The sequence below is a fragment of the Lysobacter antibioticus HS124 genome, from assembly GCF_000336385.2.
Lineage (GTDB): Bacteria > Pseudomonadota > Gammaproteobacteria > Xanthomonadales > Xanthomonadaceae > Lysobacter > Lysobacter firmicutimachus.
In genome coordinates, this window is sequence record NZ_HG424500.1 from 1 (window position 1) to 21,458 (window position 21,458).

General features: G+C 70.1%; 22 protein-coding genes. 11 read left to right on the forward strand and 11 right to left on the reverse strand.

The genetic code is table 11. The features are described from left to right. Positions 1 to 422 (reverse strand): LacI family DNA-binding transcriptional regulator (locus TX83_RS11050; RefSeq protein WP_141233477.1); only part of this gene is annotated, 422 nt, incomplete at its 3' end. Positions 423 to 571: 149 nt separating this feature from the next. On the opposite strand from TX83_RS11050, the gene TX83_RS11055 reads away from it, so the two are divergent. Together TX83_RS11055 and TX83_RS11060 are read left to right on the forward strand one after the other, a co-directional pair. Beyond that, positions 572 to 3,148, forward strand: coding sequence for a glycoside hydrolase family 3 protein (locus TX83_RS11055; protein WP_064748032.1), 2,577 nt, complete (start codon positions 572 to 574; stop codon positions 3,146 to 3,148). 328 nt (positions 3,149 to 3,476) lie between these two features. Continuing rightward, a complete protein-coding gene (locus tag TX83_RS11060; RefSeq protein ID WP_064748008.1) occupies positions 3,477 to 4,052 on the forward strand; it encodes a response regulator transcription factor in 576 nt (191 codons plus the stop codon). Positions 4,053 to 4,635: 583 nt separating this feature from the next. Here TX83_RS11060 and TX83_RS11065 read toward each other — a convergent pair. The 4 genes from TX83_RS11065 to TX83_RS11080 form a co-directional block, all read right to left on the reverse strand. Further along, positions 4,636 to 5,085 carry a copper chaperone PCu(A)C gene (locus TX83_RS11065; protein WP_064748009.1) on the reverse strand — a complete coding sequence of 150 codons (450 nt, stop codon included), beginning with the start codon at positions 5,083 to 5,085 and terminating at the stop codon, positions 4,636 to 4,638. Positions 5,086 to 5,122: 37 nt separating this feature from the next. Further along, positions 5,123 to 5,767, reverse strand: coding sequence for an SCO family protein (locus TX83_RS11070; protein WP_064748010.1), 645 nt, complete (start codon positions 5,765 to 5,767; stop codon positions 5,123 to 5,125). Positions 5,768 to 5,833: 66 nt separating this feature from the next. Further along, positions 5,834 to 6,517 (reverse strand): hypothetical protein, encoded by a 684-nt coding sequence (locus TX83_RS11075; RefSeq protein ID WP_064748011.1) that lies wholly within the window; start codon positions 6,515 to 6,517, stop codon positions 5,834 to 5,836. Positions 6,518 to 6,639: 122 nt separating this feature from the next. Then, positions 6,640 to 6,963: a hypothetical protein gene (locus tag TX83_RS11080; protein WP_064748012.1), complete on the reverse strand. Its 324-nt coding sequence runs from the start codon at positions 6,961 to 6,963 to the stop codon at positions 6,640 to 6,642. 201 nt (positions 6,964 to 7,164) lie between these two features. Between TX83_RS11080 and sctU the strand changes: the two genes are divergently transcribed. Beyond that, a complete protein-coding gene (sctU, locus tag TX83_RS11085; protein ID WP_064748013.1) occupies positions 7,165 to 8,274 on the forward strand; it encodes a type III secretion system export apparatus subunit SctU in 1,110 nt (369 codons plus the stop codon). Between the two features lie 238 nt (positions 8,275 to 8,512). Here sctU and sctT read toward each other — a convergent pair whose 3' ends face one another. From sctT to TX83_RS11120, 6 genes are all read right to left on the reverse strand, one after another. Beyond that, on the reverse strand, positions 8,513 to 9,298 hold the full coding sequence (gene sctT / locus TX83_RS11090) for a type III secretion system export apparatus subunit SctT (RefSeq protein WP_064748014.1): 786 nt from the start codon (positions 9,296 to 9,298) through the stop codon (positions 8,513 to 8,515). A gap of 14 nt (positions 9,299 to 9,312) precedes the next feature. Continuing rightward, complete coding sequence (gene sctS / locus TX83_RS11095; RefSeq protein ID WP_064748015.1) at positions 9,313 to 9,579, reverse strand: type III secretion system export apparatus subunit SctS; 267 nt, start codon at positions 9,577 to 9,579, stop codon at positions 9,313 to 9,315. Between the two features lie 103 nt (positions 9,580 to 9,682). Further along, entirely contained in the window at positions 9,683 to 10,636 is a 954-nt protein-coding gene (locus TX83_RS24080) for an EscR/YscR/HrcR family type III secretion system export apparatus protein (protein WP_315851263.1), read from the reverse strand. A gap of 3 nt (positions 10,637 to 10,639) precedes the next feature. After that, on the reverse strand, positions 10,640 to 11,716 hold the full coding sequence (sctQ, locus tag TX83_RS11110) for a type III secretion system cytoplasmic ring protein SctQ (protein WP_079248180.1): 1,077 nt from the start codon (positions 11,714 to 11,716) through the stop codon (positions 10,640 to 10,642). Beyond that, positions 11,709 to 12,311: a response regulator transcription factor gene (locus TX83_RS24085; RefSeq protein ID WP_064748017.1), complete on the reverse strand. Its 603-nt coding sequence runs from the start codon at positions 12,309 to 12,311 to the stop codon at positions 11,709 to 11,711. Before TX83_RS24085 ends, sctQ begins: the two co-directional genes overlap by 8 nt. A 243-nt stretch (positions 12,312 to 12,554) precedes the next feature. Then, positions 12,555 to 13,634 carry a sensor histidine kinase gene (locus tag TX83_RS11120; RefSeq protein ID WP_186442583.1) on the reverse strand — a complete coding sequence of 360 codons (1,080 nt, stop codon included), beginning with the start codon at positions 13,632 to 13,634 and terminating at the stop codon, positions 12,555 to 12,557. A gap of 138 nt (positions 13,635 to 13,772) precedes the next feature. Here TX83_RS11120 and TX83_RS11125 point away from each other — a divergent pair, with 138 nt between their 5' ends. The 8 genes from TX83_RS11125 to TX83_RS11160 all read left to right on the forward strand — a co-directional run bounded on the left by TX83_RS11125 (position 13,773) and on the right by TX83_RS11160 (position 21,457). Next, positions 13,773 to 14,237 (forward strand): flagellar biosynthetic protein FliO, encoded by a 465-nt coding sequence (locus TX83_RS11125; RefSeq protein WP_064748019.1) that lies wholly within the window; start codon positions 13,773 to 13,775, stop codon positions 14,235 to 14,237. A 377-nt stretch (positions 14,238 to 14,614) separates the two neighbouring features. Then, a complete protein-coding gene (gene sctV, locus TX83_RS11130; protein WP_064748020.1) occupies positions 14,615 to 16,678 on the forward strand; it encodes a type III secretion system export apparatus subunit SctV in 2,064 nt (687 codons plus the stop codon). Between the two features lie 139 nt (positions 16,679 to 16,817). Beyond that, positions 16,818 to 18,167: a type III secretion system inner membrane ring subunit SctD gene (gene sctD, locus TX83_RS23325; protein WP_064748021.1), complete on the forward strand. Its 1,350-nt coding sequence runs from the start codon at positions 16,818 to 16,820 to the stop codon at positions 18,165 to 18,167. 125 nt (positions 18,168 to 18,292) lie between these two features. Further along, positions 18,293 to 18,655, forward strand: coding sequence for a hypothetical protein (locus TX83_RS23330; protein WP_186442584.1), 363 nt, complete (start codon positions 18,293 to 18,295; stop codon positions 18,653 to 18,655). 159 nt (positions 18,656 to 18,814) lie between these two features. After that, positions 18,815 to 19,225, forward strand: coding sequence for a hypothetical protein (locus tag TX83_RS11145; protein WP_064748022.1), 411 nt, complete (start codon positions 18,815 to 18,817; stop codon positions 19,223 to 19,225). A gap of 23 nt (positions 19,226 to 19,248) precedes the next feature. Further along, a complete protein-coding gene (sctJ, locus tag TX83_RS11150; protein ID WP_075575117.1) occupies positions 19,249 to 20,043 on the forward strand; it encodes a type III secretion system inner membrane ring lipoprotein SctJ in 795 nt (264 codons plus the stop codon). Then, positions 20,040 to 20,684 (forward strand): hypothetical protein, encoded by a 645-nt coding sequence (locus TX83_RS11155; RefSeq protein ID WP_064748024.1) that lies wholly within the window; start codon positions 20,040 to 20,042, stop codon positions 20,682 to 20,684. The genes sctJ and TX83_RS11155 overlap by 4 nt, the downstream gene beginning before the upstream one ends. 29 nt (positions 20,685 to 20,713) lie before the next feature. Then, positions 20,714 to 21,457 (forward strand): FliH/SctL family protein, encoded by a 744-nt coding sequence (locus TX83_RS11160; protein ID WP_064748025.1) that lies wholly within the window; start codon positions 20,714 to 20,716, stop codon positions 21,455 to 21,457. Position 21,458 lies beyond the last annotated feature (1 nt).

A 21,458-nucleotide genomic window follows, 5' to 3' on the forward strand; every position in this document is an offset into this window, starting at 1 on the left:
CCGAGCTGGCCCAGCCGCTTCATCAGCCCGGGATGATCGGTCAGCGGCGGGGTCAGCACCAGGCCGTCGGCGCGCGAGCGTTGCACGATCTCGTCGACGTGGGCCACCAGCTTGCGCTCGCCGTAGGTGACCGGCGCGAGCATGAGGTTGTAGTGCTGGGCGATGCAGGCGTCGAGCATGCCGGCCTGCACTTCCATCAGATAGTTGCTGGACGGATTGTCGTACAGCAGCGCGACCAGGAACGAACGCTGGCCGGCCAGGCTGCGCGCGGAGGGGTTGGGACGGTACTGGAGCTTGCGCGCCGCGGCTTCGACGCGCTTGCGCGTCTCGTCGCTGACGTTGGGCTCCTGGTTGAGCACGCGCGACACCGTCTTCATCGACACGCCCGCCGCGTCCGCCACGTCTTCGATACGCACCCGCATGAGCTGCCGATTCCCTGTCGCGTGTTGGGCGCATTCTGCCAGAACCGGCGGCGGATGCCCGCGCCGCGCCCACTCCCGTTCCGCCGTACGGACACAGCGCCCATAGGACGCTCATGTTCGGCACATCCATCGATCCCGAGGAGCGAACCATGAACGCAAGCAGCGGGCGCGCAGGCGCCGATCACGTACCGTCGCCGGCGCGGCGCCCGGTTCCGCACCGGCTGGCCTGCGCGCTCGCTCTGGCCTGCTTGCCGGCGATGGCGCCGGCGCAGGCGCCTTCGCTCGATCTTGCGCGCTGGCCCGCGCAGCAGGCGCCGATCCCGCGCGACGCCGCATTGGAGGCGCGCGTGGCCGCGCTGTTGGCGCGGATGAGCGTGGAGGAGAAAGTCGGCCAGATCGTCCAGGCCGACATCAACAGCGCCACCCCGGACGACGTGCGCAAGTACCACCTCGGTTCGGTGCTGGCCGGCGGCAATTCGGAGCCCGGCGGCATCTCCGAGCCCGGCGGACGCTACGACGCCGCGCCCAAGGAATGGCTGGACATCGCCGACCGCTTCTACGAGGCCTCGATGGACACCGCCGACGGCAAGCCGGCGATTCCGATCCTGTTCGGCATCGACGCCGTGCACGGCCACAACAACCTGATCGGCGCGACGCTGTTTCCGCACAACATCGGCCTGGGCGCGACGCGCAATCCGGAACTGATCCGCCGCATCGGCGAAGCCACTGCGGCCGAGGTGCGCAGCACCGGCATGGAATGGACCTTCGCCCCGACCCTGACCGTGCCGCGCGACGATCGCTGGGGACGCACCTACGAAGGCTATTCGGAAGACCCGCGCCTGGTCGCCGACTATGCCGCCGCCGCGATCGAAGGCCTGCAGGGCAAGCTCGGCAGCAAGCAGTTTCTCGACGGCGCGCACGTGATCGCCTCGGCCAAGCACTTCCTCGCCGACGGCGGCACGTTCGAGGGCCGCGACCAGGGCGATGCGCGGATCGACGAGGACGAACTGCGCACGGTGCACGGCGCGGGCTATCCGCCGGCGCTGCAGGCCGGCGCGCAGACGGTGATGGCTTCGTTCTCCAGCTGGCAAGGCCGCAAGATGCACGGCAATCGCGATCTGCTGACCGGCTTGCTCAAGCAGCGCTGGCAGTTCGACGGCTTCGTGGTCGGCGACTGGAACGCGCACGGCCAGCTGCCGGGGTGCCGCAACGAGGATTGTGCGGCGGCGTTCAATGCCGGCGTCGACATGCTGATGGCGCCCGACAGTTGGCGCGGCTATTACGAGAGCGCGTTGAAGCAGGTGCGCAGCGGCGAGATCGCGATGGCGCGGCTGGACGATGCGGTGGCGCGAATCCTGCGGGTCAAGCTGCGCCTGGGCCTGTTCGAAGCCGGCAAGCCCTCGCAGCGCCCGCTCGGCGGCAAGTTCGAACTGCTCGGCAGTCCGGCGCACCGTGCCGTCGCCCGCCAGGCGGTGCGCGAATCGCTGGTGTTGCTCAAGAACGAAGGCGAGACGCTGCCGATCTCGCCCAAGGCCCGCGTCCTGGTGGTCGGCGCGGCCGCGGACGACGTCGCCCGCCAGTCCGGCGGTTGGACCTTGAACTGGCAGGGCACCGGCCTGAAGCCGTCCGACTTCCCGCATGCGCAATCCATCTGGGCCGGCCTGCGCGAGCAGATCCAGGCCGGCGGCGGCGAAGCGGAGTTGTCCGTCGACGGCCGCTACCGGCGCAAACCCGACGTGGCGGTCTACGTTTACGGCGAAGAACCGTATGCCGAGTTCCAGGGCGACTTGCGCACGCTGGCGTTCCGGCCGACGCGCAATCCCGAGCTGGACCTGCTGCGCAAGCTCAAGGCCGACGGGATCGCGGTGGTGAGCGTGTTCCTGTCGGGGCGGCCGCTGTGGGTCAATCGCGAGATCAATGCTTCCGACGCCTTCGTCGCCGCCTGGCTGCCGGGTTCGGAGGGCGGCGGCATCGCCGATGTGTTGCTGCGCGGCCGCGACGGCCGCGTGCAACACGATTTCAAGGGCAAGCTGTCGTACTCGTGGCCGAAGACGGCGGTGCAGACGGTCAATGTCGGCGATCGCGATTATGCACCGCAGTTCGCGTTCGGCTATGGCCTGAGCTATGCCCAGGGGGGCACGCTCGGGACGCTGGCGGAGGATCCGGGCACGGCCGATCTGGACCCGCGCTCGGTGCAATTCCTCGGTCGCGGCGCGCTCCCGCGCGGTTGGCGCCTGCGCGCGACCGCGCAGGGGCGCGCCAGCGAAGCGATCAAGCCGCCGCTGGCGGCCGCGGCGGCATTGGCGGTGACGGCGGTGGATTACCGTGCGCAGGAAGACGCGTGGCGCCTGCAATGGAAGGACGCGGCTCGGCTGGAGTGGATCGCCGATGCGCCGCAGGAGCTGTTGCGCGAGACCAACGGCGACGTGCAGTTGCTGATCGCGCTCAAGGTCGATGCGATCGGTGCGGACGAGGTCGCGTTGTTGGCCGGTTGCGGGCCCAAGTGCGAGGCCCGGCTGCCGCTGAGCGCGGCCTTGCGCGCGCTGCCACGCGGGCAGTGGCAGCGCATCGGCGTGCCGCTGAAGTGTCTGCGCGCCGCCGGCGCCGACATGGCCAAGCTGGAGATTCCGTTCGGCCTGCAGGCGGGGGCCGGCACTTCGCTGACCTTGCACGAGGTGGCCTACGGCACCGACGCGGAGAAGGTGATCGACTGCAAGCGCCAGTGACGCTCGCAGCGCCGCTTCGCCCGCCGGGCGGAGCGGCGTCGCCGCTGTCCTGTAGGAACGGCCTCCCACGGGGGTTTCCTTCGGTCGTAAGCCGCGACAACCGAAGCGACGTACGCAAGCGTTGTGGGCAAGGCCCGGTAGGCGAGGCCATGGCGCTACGGATCGGGCGGGTAGTCGCTTTTTGAGCGTGGCGTGGTATCCCACCGCTCCGGTGGTCGCGGCTCGCGCCGCTCCTACACGGGCGGCGTGCTAGCAGACCCCTGGACAGTTTGTCCTGCGGCGGTTTGCCGCAGCCCTGCGGCGCGGCGACGGGACTAGGATGCGGCGCATGAACGCATTGTCCCGTCCGTTACTGAGCGGCCTGCTCGTCGACGACGACCCGGCCTACGTCGCCACCCTGCAACGCAGCCTCGCCCGCCGCGGCATCGAAAGCCGCACTGCCGGTAGCGTCCGCCAGGCGCTCGACCTGGCCCTGGCGCAGCCGCCGGGCTTCGCCCTGATCGACCTCAAGCTCGGCCACGAATCCGGCCTGCAGCTGATCCGGCCGCTGCGCGAGCTGCGGCCGGACATGCGCATCGTGCTGGTCACCGGCTACGCCAGCGTGGCGACCGCGGTCGATGCGATCAAGCGCGGCGCCGACGACTATCTGCCCAAGCCGGCCAGCGTGCCGGCGATCTTGGCGGTGCTCGGCATCGAATCGGCGGACGCGCCGCCGCCGGTGGCCGCGGCGAGCGAGACGATGATGCCGCTGCGGCGGATGGAGTGGGAGCACATCCAGCAGGCGCTCAACGACACCGGGGGCAACATCTCGGCGACTGCGCGCCTGCTCGGCATGCACCGGCGTTCGCTGCAGCGCAAGCTCGGCAAGCGTCCCGGTCCGGAGCGCCGCATCGTCGGCCTGTAACCCCGGTCAGGTGGGAGCGGCGCAGCACGGGGATTTCCTCCGGTCATACGCCGCGCCCCCGGGACGCGCAGAGAGCCCAACGCCGACGCCACCGATCGAAGCCCGCGACCGTCGCGGCGTAGAAGCGGCGCAAACCGCGACCGCCATCCCCCACTCTCGCCGCGTCTTTGTCCTAGGCCCCTTGTAGGAGCGACGCAAGTCGCGACCGCCATCCTTCACGCTCGTCGCGTCTTTGTCCTAGACCTCTGTAGGAGCGGCGTAAGCCGCGACCGCGCTCGTGCGGTCTCGCGGCGTTTGTCGCTCGAAGGCTTCAAAGCTTCAAGCGAAGCTTCCGTCCGCTAGCGGCCAGGCCACCTTCTTGGCCAAGGCAGTCCTACCGGATTTCCTTCGGTCAAAAGCAACCAAAGAAAACCTCATGGCGCGGGCTGCTCCGCACAGGCCCTCCCTGGCCCGGCTGCGCACGGCCCGCCTCCCTGCGGGCCGCCCTTCGGGGCTTCGATTTGTCTTCGCGAGTTCGAAGCGGTGCCAAGCGCTTCACGGCAACAGCAACAACAGCGCGTATCGCCGTCGCCGCGTTGGGGCCTCACGACCCCGTCGCCCCCAGCGGTCTGACCAGCGCCTGCACCTGCGTCTCGCTGCGCTTGCCCTGCGCATCCTCGAACACCAGGGTCATCGGCACGCGTTCGCCGGCGCGCAGGGCGCGGTGTAGGCCGATCAGCATGATGTGGTAGCCGCCCGGGGCCAGGGCGATGCGGCGACCGGCGGGCAGGGGCAGGGCGGCGATCTGGCGCATGCGCATCATCTGTCCGTCCATCGCCATCTCGTGCACTTCCACGGCGGCGGCGACCGGCGAGCGGGCCGCGATCAGGCGGGTGTCGCGCCGCGCCGTCAGGTGCATGAAGGCGCCGGTGGCGTGTTGCTGGGCGACGCTGGCGCGCACCCAGGGCGCGTCGACTGCGACTTGGGCGGCGGCAGTGGCGCTGGACAGGCACAACAACGCGGCCAGGGCGGCGCAACGGAAGCGGGCGATCATCGGGTAGCGCTCGTGTGGGGACCGAGGAGAGCGGACGTCAGAGGATCTGACGGATATCGTCGACGCAGTGCTGCGCGCTCTGCTCGTGACGCAGGGCGATGCGCAGCGCGCCTTCGGCGTCGAACACGTAGCTCAGCGCCGAGTGGTCGATGGTGTAGGACGCGCCGGTCGGAACTTTGGCGTAGACCACGCGGAAGTCCTTGGCGGTGCGGGCGGTGCGCTCGGCGTCGCCGTACAGCCCGAGGAAGCCCGGGTCGAAGGCGCGCACATAGGTGTCCAGCACGCTCGGCGTGTCGCGCTCCGGGTCCAGGGTCACGAAGATCACCTGCAGGCGCTCGCCTTGCGCGCCGAGTAATTTGCGGATCTGCACCGCGCGCGTCAGCGCAGTCGGGCACACGTCCGGGCACTGGGTGAAGCCGAAGAACAGCAACACCGGGCGACCGCGGAATTCGGCCAGGCGGCGTTCGCGGCCTTGCGGGTCGAGCAACTGGAAATCGCGGGCGAAATCGCGTCCGGTCAGGTTGATGCCGTGCAGCGACAGCGGACGCTGACCGCCGCAGGCGCTGAGCAGGCCGGCGCAGGCCAGGCCGGCGAGGATGCGGCGGCGCGCAGACAGTTCGATCGGGGCGGGAAGGCGGGGCGCGGACACGGCGGCGGCCTGGTCGATGCGGGAGGTCCGCATTGCAGCACCGCCGTCGCAGGCGCGGATGTGGTCGAGTGTCGCAGCGTGGAGTGGCGCTGCCAGCGCTTACAGATCGCGTACCACCCAGCCGCTGGGATGCGGTGCGTCTTCGCCGCTGTCGAGCGCGGCCTGGGCGACTTCGTCCGGGCTGCGTCCGGCTTTCCAGGCCGCGGCCATCGCCGCCAGGCGCTCGCGGGTGGCGCGGGTGTAGGCGCCTTCCATTTCGTTCTGGGCGTCGGCGGCGAGTTTCTGCGGATACAGGGTGCGCGCGTCTTCGCTGCGGTTGAGCAGGGCGATCAGGCGCGACAACGCGGTGCGGAAGCTGGCCGCGCCCAGCGCGGTGCGCTGAGTGCGTTGCAGGTGCCACACGGTCAGATATTCGACCGGGCCGAGCAGGCGCCGTGGCGTGGCGCCGAAGAAATGTCCGGACAAGGCGCTGACCGCGACCGGGCCGCCGGCATCGGGCAGGCGGGTCGCGCCCCAAGAGCTCAACGCGCCGCCGGGCAGGTCCATGCGCCGCAAGGCGGTGCCGAAGGTGTCGGCGAGCAGGCGCTGGGCATGCGCGTCGTCGCTCTCGGCGACCACTCCGAGCAAGCGAATGAACAAGGGATAGTGGTCTTCGCCGAGCCGGCGCACCACGCGCTTGAGTACGGCCAGGCGGTATTCCGCGTCGCTGTGCGCGGCGAGCGCGGAGATCAGCCGGTCGGCGCCGGCGCGCAGGGCTTCGGGGCTGGGAATGGAATCGTTCAAGCGGAGCGGGACGCGGTCGGACCGGCGCCTAGGGTAGCGCGGACGCGGGGGGCGGGCCGATGTCTCGGTTAGGGCGCGCCGGGGCACGGCCGCGGCTGGCGCCGCTCCTGCCCCGGAACGGATCAGGCGAGCGCGTCGAGGACGGCGTCGGCGCCGCGGTCGGCGGCGGAGGACAGGTCCAGGCGGCCGAGTTCGTGCTCGAAGCCGGGATCGCCGGCCAGGCGGCGCTCGCCTTCCGGCACGCCGCTCCAGGCGTCGGCGTTGAGCACGGTTTCGCCGGCGTCGGCGGCCGGCGGCGCATACGCCGGCATCGCCGCTTCGGCGACCTGGGGGGCTTGCTGGATCTGTTCCTGTGCGGTCGGTTCGCGCCCGCGCAGACTCTCGAGCGCGGCCTGCCCGTCGAGGCTGGCGCGGTCGATGCGCGAATCGGGACCGATGGTGCTCATGCGGGGCAGGCAACGGGTGAAGTCGGGGGGATGGGCGAAATGTAACGCCGCACGGGGAGGGAGGATACTCGGGACGACCCTAGGTGCCCTCGCCCCGGTTCAGCTGCCCGGCGCCGGAGCGTGACCGGAGTGGCGACGCCGCCACGGTCGCGGTCCGGTCTGCGTGATAGCCTCGTCACCCTCTCGCTGCAAGGGCCGCGCATGGCGAAGGACCAGGGCGCCGACAAGACCGAACCGCCGACCCCAAAACGGATCCGGGACGCGCGCAAGGAAGGCAATGTCGCCAAGAGCAAGGAGCTGACCAGCACGGTGCTGGTGCTCGGCTGGGTGGTATGCGGCTGGCTGATGCTGGACTTCATGCGCACCAAGCTGATCCGGCTGTTCGAGACCTGCCTCAAGGCGATCAACCAACCCTTCGGCGACGCCCTGCGCGAATCCGGCGCAGCGGCGTTCGACGCCCTGCTGTGGCTGTCGCTGCCGTTGCTGGCGATGGCGGTGTTCCTGGGCGTGATCGTCGAGTTCCTCCAGGTCGGGCCGATCCTGACCCTGGAGAAGCTCAAGCCCAGCATGGAGAAGATGAACCCGGCCGAAGGGCTGAAGAAGATGTTCTCCATGGACAACCTGGTCGAGTTGGTCAAGTCGGTGCTCAAGAGCGCCGCCCTGATCGGCATCGGCGGTTTCGTCCTGTTCCAGATGCTGGCCCAGCTGATGCTGCTGCCCTACGCGCCGCCGGCGGCGATGGGCGCGGGCATCTGGCACGGGCTGGTGCGGATCTCGGTGTGGACGATCTTCGTGTTCTTCTTCGTCTCGGCGATCGACGTCTGGTACCAGAAGTTCGCCTACCTGAAGCAGCTGCGCATGAGCCGCCGCGACATCCAGCAGGAGGTCAAGGAGAACGAGGGCGACCCGCATGTGAAGAGCCGGCGCCGGCAGTTGCATCAGGAATGGTCGCAGCAGAACATGCTCAATGCCGTCCGCCAGTCGAACGTCGTCGTGACCAATCCCACCCACATCGCCATCGCCCTGCAGTACGAGCACGGCGTGACCGACCTGCCGGTCGTGGTCGCCAAGGGCGAGGGCTACATGGCCGAGCAGATCAAGGCCGCGGCGGTCGAGGCGGGGGTGCCGATCCTGCAGAACGTCGAACTCGCGCGCGGCCTCAACGAGCGCGTCGCCCTGGACGACTACATCGGCAACGAGTTCTTCGAAGCGGTGGCCGAGGTCCTGCACTGGGCCGAAGGCGTGCGCCGCCTGCGCGACGGCGACGACAGCACGCCGGAACTGCCGCCGCCGGTGGAAGAGCCGCGCTGAGGCGCGGCGGTTGTGGACGGCCTTCGCAATCCTCTCGCTGTTTCCCCATTTGAAAAAGGGAGCTAGGGGGGATTTGCCGTTGCGGTTGCTTTCACGAGCAAGCGCATCGAAGCGAAGCCAAAAGCAAATTCCTACCTCCCTTTTTCAAAGGGAGAACCGCCAGCGTTGATCCAAAGGGGCATCGGCAGCATGCTCCGCCGAATCCCGAATCCCGAATCCCGAATCCCGAATCCCCGCCTCACCCGCCGAACACGCGGTTCAGGGCGTCCAGCAAGCCGCGGTTGTCGGCCAGGCGGTCGAGCACGATCTCGACGTACACGCCGAGCATCAGCAGGATGATCCAGGTCGCCAGCCAGGCCTTGATCGGCATGGTGATGGTGAAGACGTTGAGCTGCGGGGCGAAGCGGTTGACCAGGCCGAACGACAGGTCGATCAGCAGCAGCACCACCATCGCCGGCGCGGCCAGCACCAGCAGCGCCGTCATCAGGTAGCTGAACTGTCCGACGAACAGCTCCATGCCGATCGGATGCAGGTCGGGGAAGTACGAGGTCACCGACCACATCGCGTAGCTCGACAGCAGCAGGTCGAGGAACACCAGGAAGGCGCCGCTGGCCATGAACAGCCAGGCCGCGAATTGCGACAGGAAGCTGCCGTGCAGCGAGGCCTGATGGCCCTGGATCGGGTCGAACACCTGCGCCAGGGTCATGCCGACCTGGGTGTCGATGATGTTGCCCGCGGCGCTGATCGCCCAGAACACCATGCCGAAGCAGAAGCCGATCGATACGCCGATGAACAGCTCTTTGAGGATGATCGGCGCCCAGGCGAAGGTGCCCAGGGTATTGAGCGGCACGCCGTTCATGGCCACCGGGATGGCGATGATCGCCAGGCTGACCATGAAGCTGTTGCGCACCAGTGGGGGCATGTTCTCCGAGGTGAGCAGCGGCAGCATCATGAAGGCCCCGATCACCCGCGGCAGCACCAGCCCCAGCGCGAGCAGGACGTTGCCGACCGAATCGAAATTCATCGCCCGCCTGCGCCTTAGTGCCGGACCAGGCCCGGGAAGTCGATGAAGATCCGGTCGGCGAAGGTGTACAGCGTGCCGCCGATCATCGACGCGGTGACGAACAGGGTCACCACGATCACCGCGAACTTGATCGCGTAGGCGAAGGTCTGCTCCTGCAACTGGGTTGCGGCCTGGATGAAGGCCACCACCAGGCCCACCACGGCCGCAGCCACCACCGGCGGCCCCGACAACAGCAGGGTCAGCCACAGGGCCTGTTTGGTGAGTTCTAGCATGTCGCCCATAGCGGCCGGGATTGGGGATTTGGGATTGGGGATTGGAAAGCTAAAGCGGTGCGGGGCCGGGAGGGGTTCGGCGAATCCCGAATCCCCAATCCCGAAGGCGGCGCTAGCCGCCGTAGGTCAACACCAAGCCGTGCACCAGCTTGGCCCAGCCGCCGATCAGCACGAACAGCAGCAGCTTGAACGGCAGCGAGACGGTGGTGGGGGACAGCATCATCATGCCCAGCGAGAGCAGGATGTTGGACACCACCAGGTCGATGATCAGGAACGGCAGGAAGATCAGGAAGCCGATCTGGAACGCGGCGGTGAGTTCGCTGACGGTGAAGGCGGGGATCACCACGATGAAGTCGTTCACCGAGATGTCGCCGCGCGCGGCCGGCGGCAGCAGGCGCTGGGCGCTGCGCAGGAAGAACGCCCGCTCGGCATCGCTGGAGTGCTTGATCAGGAACTTGCGCAGCGGCTCCTTGCCGGCGTCCATCAGCGCCAACAGGCGCGCGGTGTCCATCTTGCCGCCGGCGCTGAGCAGGGCCGAGGGCGGTTTGCCCGCGCCGCCGGCGGTGGTCGCGGCCGCGGCCGGTGCGGCGGGCGCAGCGGCGACCGGCGTGGCGGTGGTGGTGACGGTCACGCTGGTGCCGGCGGCCAAGCCGGTCGGCGCCGGCGCGTTCGCGGCGGGCGTCGCAGCGGCATTGACGGCGACCGGCGCAGCGCTGGCCGCAGGCGCTGTCGCTGCGCTGGCGGCCGGTGCGCCCGCGGGCGCGGCGGCGCCGACCGGCGGCTGGCCCTGAGTCGCGCTCGCCGCCGGTTGGCCGCTCAGGCGCGCATTGATCGCGTCGTGGGTTTCCAGGATCACCGGATACATCACGTAGATCGACAGCACGATCGCCAGGCCGTTGATGACCACGTTCGGCGGCACCTGCTGCAGGCCCAGCGCGTTGCGCAGCAGGCTCAGCACGACCACGATCTTGGTGAAGGACGTCACCATCACCGCGACGAACGGGGCCAGCGCCAGGCTGATCACCGTGACCAGCACCAGCGCCGGCGAGAACGAACTGAAATCCATCGGTCAGCTCCAGCTGATCAGCCGCACGCCGAGGGTGTCGCCGACCGCCACGATCTCGCCGCGGCCGGCGTCGCGGCCGTTGGCGCGGATCACCACGTTCGCGCCTTCTAGGCGCGAGGGCAGGGCGAACACGTAGCCGGGCTGGAAGCCGGACAGCTCCTGGTACTTGCACTCCAGGCGGCCGAGATCGAAGTCGAGCCGGACCGGCACGTCGGGCGCAGTGGGTTCCGCGGACTCGGGGGCGGCGGACTCGGTGTCGGACATCGCGGAAGTCTCCTGGTGCGTGGCAAGGGTCAAGGGCGGGCCGTCGATGCGCCAGCCGTCGGCGAGCGCGCTCAGCGGCCAGGCGAAGCCCGGCACCTGCGCCTGCACCGGCGGCGGACGCTGGGCGTTGCCGATCACCAGCACGTCGCCCGGACGCAGCTGGCGGAATTGGTCGTAACGCAACTGCGGGCCGTTCCAGCGCAGCGCTACCGGCACCGGCAGGTCGCCCCAGCGGGCGATCGCGTTCGGGTCCTGCACCGGCTCGACGATGTCCGAGCGCGACAGCAACTGGCCGACCCAGTTCACCGGCAGGCGCAGGCTGCCCCGGCTGAGCACCTGCTGTCCGGACGGATCGCCGATGACGAAGGCCAGCCACAGTCCGTCGAGCTCGGCCTCGGCCTCGGCATGCGCGCTGCGGATCGGGTCGTTGTCGTCGGCGACCGGGATCAGGGCGACGTCGATCGCCTGGCTCAGCCGCATCAGCTGCGTTTCGTGCGCCAGGCTCCAGGCCAACAGGCGCGAGCGGCCCTGGTAGTCGCTCCAATGCAGCCCGGTATCGGCTTCCTGGCTCGGGTTGCTTTCGAAATGCAGCTTGATCCGCGCGCCGTCGCCTTCCAGGGTGAAGACTTCCCCGTGCACCGCCTGCGCCGGCAGGAACTGCAGCCAGGCGCCGTCGCGGGTCGGCCAGCGCTGGCGCAGGGCGAACACGTCGCGCAGGGCCTCGGCCTGCCAAGGGTGCAGCGCCGGCAGACGGCCGCGCACCGGTGCGGCGGCGGGATGGGCGGCCGGTGCGGCCGCTTCGCTCGTCTCAACCATGTCCCAGCGCCACCTTCATCAGTTCGGGCAGCGAGCGTACTCCGAGTTTGTTCATCATGTTCGATCGATGCAGTTCCACGGTCTTGACGCTGATGCCGAGCACGTCGGCGATGATCTTGTTCGGCTTGCTGGCCACCACCAGGTCCATGACCTGGCGCTCGCGCGGGCTGAGCCGCGACAGGCGATCGTCGCCGGCATCGGCGCCGGCGTGCTGGCGGGCGTTGGCGATCGCGGTGCGCAGCGCGTCGATCAGGGTCTCGTCGTTGAAGGGCTTCTCGAGGAAGTTGGACGCGCCCTTGCGCATCGCCTCGACCGCCAGGGGCACGTCGCCGTGCGCGGTGACGAACACCAGCGGCAGGCCGATGCCGCGCCGGCGCAGTTCCTCCTGCAGCTGCAGGCCGCTCATCAGCGGCATGCGGATATCGCAGACGATGCACTGGGCGCCGCCGCCCTGGCGTTCGCCGGCGAAGGCGTCGAGGAAGGCCGGTCCGGACGGATAGGCCAGCACTTCGAAACCGGCGGTTTCCAGCAGCCAGGCGGTCGAATCGCGGAAACCGTCGTTGTCGTCGATCAGGTAGATCCGGGCTTCGGTCATGGGCGATACCTCGCGCTCCGGCCCCGCGCGAGCGGATGCGCGCGCCCGCGCCCGGCAGCGGGGCCGACGGCGGGAGCGGGCAGGACGCGGGGCGGGGTCATCGGCGTCATCGGTGCGCGCTTCGGGGCCGAGGCCGGTCCGGCGCGCGGAGCGGATCCGGGCGCGACGGTATAACCCGACAGGAGGGGGGCGCGGTCGTGACCTTTGTCATGCGCGCAAGCGCGGCAGTCGCGATCCGGGTCATCAAGCGCGGGCCTCGTAGCGCGGCAGGGTGAAGCCGAACACGCTGCCGCCGCCTTCGCGCGGTTCGAAGAACAGCCGGCCCTGGTGGTACTCGACGATCGAGCGGCAGATCGCCAGGCCGATGCCGAGGCCGTCGGTCTTGGTGGTGAAGAACGGCGAGAACAGCTGGTCCTGCTCGGCCGGGCTGAGCCCGGCGCCGCGGTCGGACACCCGCACCTCGATCTGGTCGTCGAGGTTCATCCGCGCGTCGATGCGCAGCTCGCGGCGCGCGGTCGGGATATCGCGCATGGCCTCGATCGCGTTCTTGACCAGGTTCAGCAGCACCTGCTCGATCATGACCCGGTCGGCGAACACCGGCGCCAATTGCGCGGGCAGGCCCAGGTCGATGCGCAGTTGCAGGCGCTCGGCCTCCAGCCGCAGCAGTTCCAGCACGGTCGCGGCGATCTGGCCCAGGTCGTGGGCGTCGCGGCGCGGCTCGCGCGCGCGCACGAACTCGCGCACCCGCGCGATCACCGCGCTGGCGTGCTCGGCCTGGGTGCGCGCGGCGTGCAGGGCGCGCTCGACCTGGACCGGGCCGCCGGCCTGTTCGACCAGGCGCAGACTGCCGTTCAGATAATTCATGATCGCCGCGAGCGGCTGATTGAGTTCGTGCGCCAGGGTCGCGGCCATCTCGCCGACCGACATCAGGCGCGAGGTGAACAGCAGCTTCTCCTGGCGGGTCTTGTGCGAGTCCAGGGTCTCGATGCGCTCGCTGATGTCGATCGCGGTCAGCACCTGCGCCGGCGCGCCCTGATGCTCGGCGCGGCCCCAGTGCAGGGCGTACCAGCGGCCGCTGTGCGGGGCGCGCACTTCGCGCGCCTCGTCCTCGCCGCCGGCATGCAGCAGCGCCAACAGCGCCTCGCGCTGAGCGTGTTCGGCCAATTCGCCGAACTCCTCGCGGTAGCGCGCGTTGCCGGCGAGCAGGGCGCCGCCGGCGGAGAACAGGGCGCAGGCGAACGGTACCGCCTCGAGCAAGCCGGCCTGCGCCGATGCGGCCGGCTGCGCGCGCGGGCCGGCGGAGCGGGAAGAAGTCGTGACCATGTTCACATCCTTGCCTCGGGCCGGCGTTGTGCGGCGTGAAACGCGACCAGGGTGGCGGCGGCGCAGCGGGCTGTTACGGTATGTCGCCGCGGCGACGCCGGCCGCGCACTCCCTGTTCCGGTTCCGTCCCGACTCGTCATGCCCATCCCTTTCCTGTTGCGTCCGCTGCTTCGCCTTGGCTTCGCCGCGGCTGTCTGGCCGTGGTCGGCCGCCCTCGCGGCGCCGGCCGCCAAGCCGGCCGCCGCTGCTGCCGAACCGCCGTCGTTCTTCTTCGAACTGCTGTCGATCATGCTGCCAGTGGCGGTGGTCCTGGTCGGTCTGATCGCGGTCCTGTACTACCTGCGCAAGCGCCATGGCCTGGTGGCGCGCGATGCGCCGTTGACGATCGTGCAGGTGCTCCCGGTCGGCCCGCGCGAACGCATCGTCGTGCTGCGCACGCGCAGCGGCCGCGCGCTCGCGGTCGGCGTCGGCGGGCAATCGCCCAGCCTGATCGCCGAGCTGGACGCCGCCGACATCGCGCCGGCGCCGGCCGAGGACGGCGCCGGCCAGGCCCCGGAACGCAGCCTGGCACAGACTCCGCCCGCGGCTGCGGGCGAATCCTGACGCGTAGGACCCTACGTTAGTCGAACACGGTGACGCAATTGCGCACGCGCTCACAAAAACAATGATGAATGCGCGCGAATGTGGCTCTGCGCAAACAAGCGGACGTGATTGTGCGCAAGTCGCGCAAATTGCATCTCGTTCATACAAATGATGACAAACAGCACTTAGTATCGGCCGTCCGAACCGGGATCGTGTAAGGACAGGCGCCATGCATGGGTGCTCAGGGATACGTGACAAAGCAGTGACTGCTTTCACCGTTCGAGACAGGGCCGACCTCCTTCCGATCGCGAACCGCGGCCAGACCCCGCGGGCTCGCGCGTCGCTGTTCGCGCGCGCGCCGCGCCCGGCCGCCATCGCCAGAGTCCGGGGTTGACCGCATGCGCGCATTGCTGAGCTCGTTGATCGCCGCAACGCCCGGCGCCCCGCCGCGTCGCCGTGCGGGCTACAGCGACGTGGTCCTGGCCGCGGCCGCGGTGACCATCATCGGGGTGATGATCCTGCCGCTGCCGCTGGCGATCATCGACACCCTGGTCGCGGTCAACATCGCGATCGGCTTCGGCCTGCTGCTGATCGCCCTGTATATTCCGACGCCGGTCGCATTTTCCAGTTTCCCCAGCGTGCTGCTGCTGACCACGCTGTTCCGCCTGTCGCTGTCGATCGCGATCACCCGCTCGATCCTGCTGGAAGCCAACGGCGGCCATATCGTCGAGACCTTCGGCAGCCTGGTCGCCGGCGGCAACCTGGTGGTCGGCTTCGTGGTGTTCCTGATCATCACGGTGGTCCAGTTCATCGTCATCGCCAAGGGCGCCGAGCGCGTGGCCGAGGTCGCCGCGCGCTTCACCCTCGACGCCATGCCCGGCAAGCAGTTGTCAATCGACTCGGACCTGCGCGCCGGGCTGATCGACAAGGACGAGGCCAAGCGCAAGCGCCGGTTGCTGGAGGTGGAAAGCCAGCTGCACGGCAGCCTGGACGGCGCGATGAAGTTCGTGAAGGGCGACGCCATCGCCGGCATCGTCATCATCATCATCAACCTGCTCGGCGGCCTGGCCATCGGCGTGCTGCAAAAGGGCATGCCGCTCAGCGACGCGACCCACACCTACAGCATCCTCACCATCGGCGACGGCCTGGTCTCGCAGATCCCGGCCATCCTGGCCACCATCGCCGCCGGCCTGGTGGTGACCCGCACCGCCGGCGACGAGGACGACCGCCACCTCGGCGAGTCGATCACCCGCCAGGTCTCCGGCCAGCCGCGCGTGCTGCTGATCACCGGCTGCCTGGCGTTCCTGATGGTGTTCGTGCCGGGCTTCCCCAAGCCGGTGTTCTTGTTGCTGTCGGTGGTCCTGCTCGGCATCGCCGCCTGGCGCTATCGCCACCATCACGCGGTGCTGCGGCGCGCGTTCAAGGTGCCCGCGGGCGAGCTTGCGGCCGACGAGAAGCCGCTCAACCAGGACGAAGTCGCGCCGCCGGCGCCGTTGCAGCTGGAGCTGGCGCCGTCGCTGGCGGCCGCGTTCGGCGAGCCGGCCGCGCGCGAGCGGCTGGTCGAGGTCGCGCGCCGGCTGCGCGAGGAATACGGCGTGCCGCTGCCGGTGCCGAGCCTGCGCATCGCCGCCGACCTGGACAACGGCGACGGCATCGGCGGCTATCGCCTGACCGCGTTCGGCGCGCGCATCGCCTTCGGCCGGCTGTCGCCGAACGCGCAGTTCCGCCCGGCCCGCGCCGGCGACGCCAACGCGCCCAAGCTGGCCGGGTTCTTCCCGCCGCTGGCCGGCGAATGGACCGGCCAGAGCGGCGGCGACATCCGCGACGGCCTGAGCACGGTGATCGAGCACTGCCGCGCCGCGCTGGAGCGGCGCATGGGCAGCTTCATCGGCATTCAGGAAACCTCCAACCTGTTCGGGCGCATGCAGCGCGACTACCCCGACCTGGTCAAGGAAATGCTGCGCGTGGTCGCGCCGCAGCGGGTCGCCGACGTGCTGCGCCGGCTGGTCGAGGAGGGCGTGCCGATCCGCAACCTGCGCGACGCGTTCGAGGCGATCACCGATGTCGGCGGGCGCGAGAAGGATGTGGTCCTGCTGACCGAGTACGTGCGGGTGGCGCTCAAGCGCGAAATCGCCGATCGCTACGCCGACGGCGAACGCACCATGCAGGTGCTGCTGATCCATCCGGAACTGGAGGATCGCCTGCGCCAGTCGGTGCGCGTCACCGGCGGCACCACCCAACTGGCGATCTCGCCGGAACTGGCCGGCCGGCTCGGCGCCGAGGTGCGCTCGCACCTGGGCCGCCAGGCCGACGGGGTCAAGCCGGTGCTGCTGTGTTCACTGGACGTTCGCCGCCATCTGCGCAAGCTGCTGGAGATCGATTTCTTCGAACTGCCGGTGTTGTCCTACCAGGAGCTCGCGCCCGATCTGCGGATCGTGCAGGCGGGCCAGGTCAACGCCTGACGGAGCCCCGACGATGCCTCGCCGCGCTCTCCATCGCCGTGCAGTCTTCCCCGTCCATCGCCGGCCGGCAGTCCCGCGCGTCTCGCGCGTCCCGGCCCGCAGCGCCGCCGCGGACGGCGGCGTCGAGTAGGAGTCCGCCATGTCTTCCCCCGACCCGAACAGCGCCAATACCGAACCTCGCACCGACGCCGGCCGCGAGCCGCCGCGTCCCGCCGCCGCGCCCGCGGTCAGCGTGTTGCGCATCGTTTCCGGCCTGCACGCCGGCGCCAGCCGGCCGTTGTCGGCGCAGGAAACCCTGCTGATCGGCAGCGGCAGCGATTGCGACATCGTCCTGTCCGATGCCGGCGTCGCCCCGCACCATGCCTTCATCATGCGCATGGGCGGCACGATTTCGCTGCGCGCGGTCGACGCGCCGCTGCAGATCGACGGCCAGACGCTGACGCCGGGCGATCCGGCCGAGCTCACCGCGATGCAGCGCGTCGACCTGGGCAGCGCGTCGCTCGCGGTCGGCGCCGCCGAAGACCCGGCCTGGGCCTCGATCCTGCCCCAGCACCTCAGCGAAGCGGCGCGTCCGCCGCGTTCGTCGATGCGCCATCTGCCGCTGATCGCCGGCCTGGCGGCGTTGTCGCTGGTGTCGGTGGCGATCGCCGCGGCGGTGATGCCGGGCTTCGAGAAGGAGCCGACGGCGACCGAGCTGGCCACGCCCCTGATCAAGGAGTTCTCGATCGCCGGCGGCCGCGTGGTCGAGCACGAGGACGGCAGCGTGGTGGTGTCCGGCACGGTCAAGGACGCCGCCACCCGCGAGATGATCCGCAAGCGCCTGGCCACCGACAACGTGGCCGCGCGCCTGGACCTGCGCACCGGCGACGACATCGCCGCGGACGTGCGCGAGGTGCTGCGCAGCCAGGGCCTGAGCACCGAGACCAAGTACCTGGGCAACGGCGATGTCGAAGTCGCCGGCCGTTTCGACGACCCGGCGGCGTTCGAGCGCGCGGTCGCCTCGCGCGCGATGCGCGACGTCAACGGCGTGCGCCGGGTGATCCCGCGCAACCTGTCGGATCAGCCCGCGGCCGGGCCGAGCCTGCCGGAACCGGCCAAGAAGCCGGTCAGCAGCGAGCCGACCCGGATCGTGCAGATCGTGCGCGGCGAGTCCCCGCACGTGATCGACGTCGACGGCAACAAGTACGAGGCCGGCGATGCGCTGCCCGACGGCCGCAACCTGATGGTGATCGGGGCCAAGGTCTGGGCGATGAACAAGCTGACCAACCTGCCCGAAGAGATCAAGGCCAAGCCGCTGACCGCGGCCGAACTGGCCGCCGCGGCGGCGCCTGCGGGCGAACCGGCGTCGGGCGGTACGGCCGCGCCCGCGCCGGCCGCTGCGGCGAACCCCGCGACGCCCGCGCCGGCCGCGAACCCGGTTCAGCCGCCGGCCCAGCCCGCCGCCGCGGTGGCCGAGGCGCCGGCCAAGCCGGCCGCGACCCGGCGCTAGGGAGGACCCAGGGTTTTCACTAGGTGGTTTCGCGCGCCCCGAACCGGTTTCATTAGGCTCGGCAACATCCATCCGTAGTTCCACGCCATTCAGCGGCCTCGCCGCACTCCGCAGGAGAGACGTCAATGAGCAACAACACGGTTAACCCCGCCAACGGCGCCGGCTTGGTGAACACGTTCATCGCCAACGCCAACAACTCCAACAACCTCAGCGTTTCGCGCGGCGGCGGTGGCGGCGGTGCCGTCGGCGGCGGTGGCGGCGGCAGCTGGTACGAGGCCATGTCCAAGGCCTGGGGCGCCACCCTGGACTCGCAGGCCGCGCGCATCACCGACCTGTCCGGCCAGATCGGCGGCGGCAACGACCAGCCCTCCAGCATGGTCGCGCTGACCGCCGAGAGCCTGCGCATGCAGTTCATCTCCAACAACGCCGCCACTTCGCAGAACAGCGTCGGCGATTCGCTGAAGACGCTGGCCTCGCGCAGCGGCTGATATCGGCGCCTCGCGGCCCGACGTCGCCGCAGCCTGCCGGAACGGCACCCGGGTCCTAGGACCCGGGCGTCGTCGGTGGTGCGGGGCGCGCGGCCGCAGCGTCGAGCGTCGTTCCGTTTCTTTGTTCGTTCGGACCCCACGTTTCAGGAGAACAGGGCCATGATCGAAGCCATCCAAGTCGCGGCTCCCGCCGCTCAGCCCGCCGCGGCCTCGCCGGCCCAGTCGCCGCAGGCCTCGGCCTACGACGTGCGCGAATTCGCCGCGGCATTCGACCGCGGCGCCTCGCCGGCGGCGCAGGGCGGCAGCGCGCAGACCGCCGCGACCGGTTCCACCGAGCCTTCGCAGGGCACGCGCGCCGTGCTCGCCGCGCTCGACAACCTCAACGGCGGCGCCGACAAGATCGACGCCATGTCCAAGACCATGTCGGCCAACGCCGCGGACCTGACGCCGGGCGAGATGATCCAGATGACCATGCGCTGCCATCAGTTCATGTTCACCTCGCAGCTCACCTCGAACGTCGCCAATCGCACGTCGGACGGCATCCAGCAGCTGTTCCGTCAGCAGTCGTAATTTCGTCATCCAACGGGGGATGCATGGGTAGGGCCTCAGGCTTCAACGCGGTACGAGTCGTGGCGGCCCTGCTGGCCTGCCTGCTGATGGTCGGCTGCACGCGCACCACGCTGTACAGCCAGCTCGACGAGCAGCAGGCGAACGAACTGATGGCGGCGTTGCTGGACGCCGGCATCCCCGCCGAAAAAGACCCCTCGCCGAGCAAGACCGGCTGGGAGGTCATGGTCAATCGCGGCGATATCCCGTACGCGATGCAGGTGCTGAACTCGCGCGGCCTGCCGCGCGCCCAGTACCGCTCGCTCGGCGAGGTGTTCAAGAAGGAGGGCTTCGCCTCCTCCGCGCTGGAAGAGAAGGCGCGCTACCTCTACGGCCTGTCGCAGGAGCTGTCGCGCACGCTGTCGCGCATCGACGGCGTGGTCGAGGCGCGCGTCCACATCGCCCTGCCGGACCGCGATCCGCTCGGCGGCAACGTGCAGGACTCGTCGGCCTCGGTGCTGGTGTTCGAGCGTCCGGGGCAGAGCCTGCGCGACCGCGAGACCGACATCAAAGTCTTCGTCAAGGACAGCGTCGAGGGCCTGGACGACGTCAACAAGGTGACGGTGAAGTTCTTCACCGTGACCGCGCCGCCCAAGGTGCACCAGAGCGGCGGTCCGTTCGCGGCCGTGCTCGGTTCGATCGACCTCAGCGCGGTCATCATCGGCGGCGCGGTGCTGGTGCTGCTGGCCATCGCCGCGTTCTTCCTGGCCCGGCTGCGCTCGCGCTTCGGCGCCTCGGCCGAGCCGGTCAGCAACGCCCGCAGCGGGGTATGGAACGGATGAGCGCGACGGCGCTGAAGACGATCCTGGCCGAAGTCGATCCGAGCTGGATCGGCGTCGGCGAGGACGCGCTCGCGCCGGAACTGCTCGACCACGCGCGCGCCAGCGCGCTCGGCCGGCGCATGGTCGCGCGCTGGCTCGCCGCCGACGCGCCTGCGCTGCTGGCGCCGCAACCCGGCGACGGCTTCGGCGCCGCCGCGCGGCGTTGGCCGCGCCTGCGCATGAACCGGCTGGTGCGCGATCTGGGTGCGCTGGCCTATGCGCCGGCGATCCGTTCCGAAGTCCGGCGCGAACCGGTGCGCCGGCTCAAGCAGGCGCTGGACAACAGCTATCTGCTGGCGCTCGACAGCCTGGTCTGGGACGGCAAGGTCCAGGCCCAGCTCGGCGCCCAGTTGAGCGCCGAACTCGACGCGGCGCTGCGTGCCAGCGAAGACGATCACCTGCTGTTCGACCTGCTCGACCGCCGCGGCCGTACCGAGTTGCGGCTGTGGGCCGAGCGCCGCGACCCCGGCCTGGCCGACTGGTCGCGGCTGCTGCTGCCGCGCACCACCCACGAGGCCGCTTCGAACCTGCGCGGGCACTTGCCGCCGGAAGCGGTCGAACGCCTCTACGCTCACCACGGCGCGCGTCCGCTCGCGGCCTGAGCCGCTGCGCGCCCTGTTCCGGAATCGCCATGCACGCCGACCCGCTCGCCTCCGTCGCCACGCCGTCCGCCGCTGCCGCTGCGGCGAGCGCTGCCGACGGCGCTCCGCGCCGGGTCCAGCCCGGACGCGGCGGCGCTACGGTGGCGGTGTTCGAGCGGCGCCAATTCGAGCGCGCGGTCGCCGGCACGGTAGTGCCGGCCAAGCAGTGGAACGCGATCGCCGAACTCGACCAGATGCTGGCCCGGGTCAATGCGCTGTACGCCGAGGCCGGCGAAGAAATCAAACAAGCGCGCGAGGCCGGCTACGCGGCCGGCTTCGCCGAAGGCCTGGCGCGCGCCCAGCAGCAGATGGCGCAGCAGCTGGCCGACCTCAACGAACGCCGCGCGCGGGTGCTGGCCGATGCCGGCAGCCGCGTCACCGAGCTGGCCTGCGCGATCGTTTCGCGCATCTCGCCCGACTTCGATGCGCGCAGCGTGGTGCCGCCGCTGGTGATGCACGCGGTCGAGGCGGCCCAGGCCGAACAATTCCTGCTGATCCGGGTCCATCCCAGCGTGCGCGAGGAAGTCGCCAAGGGCCTGGGACTGGTGCGCCAGGCGCACCCGGTGGTCGGCGTGATCGAACTGGTCGACGACGAAAGCCTGGACAAGCTCAGCTGCGTGGTGGTGTCCGAAGTCGGCGAAGTGCGCGCCGGCGTGGCCCAGCAGATCGAGGCGATCCGCCTGGCCCTGTCGGGCGCCGAGTACGGCGCCGAGCACGCGGAGCCGGCGCCGTGAA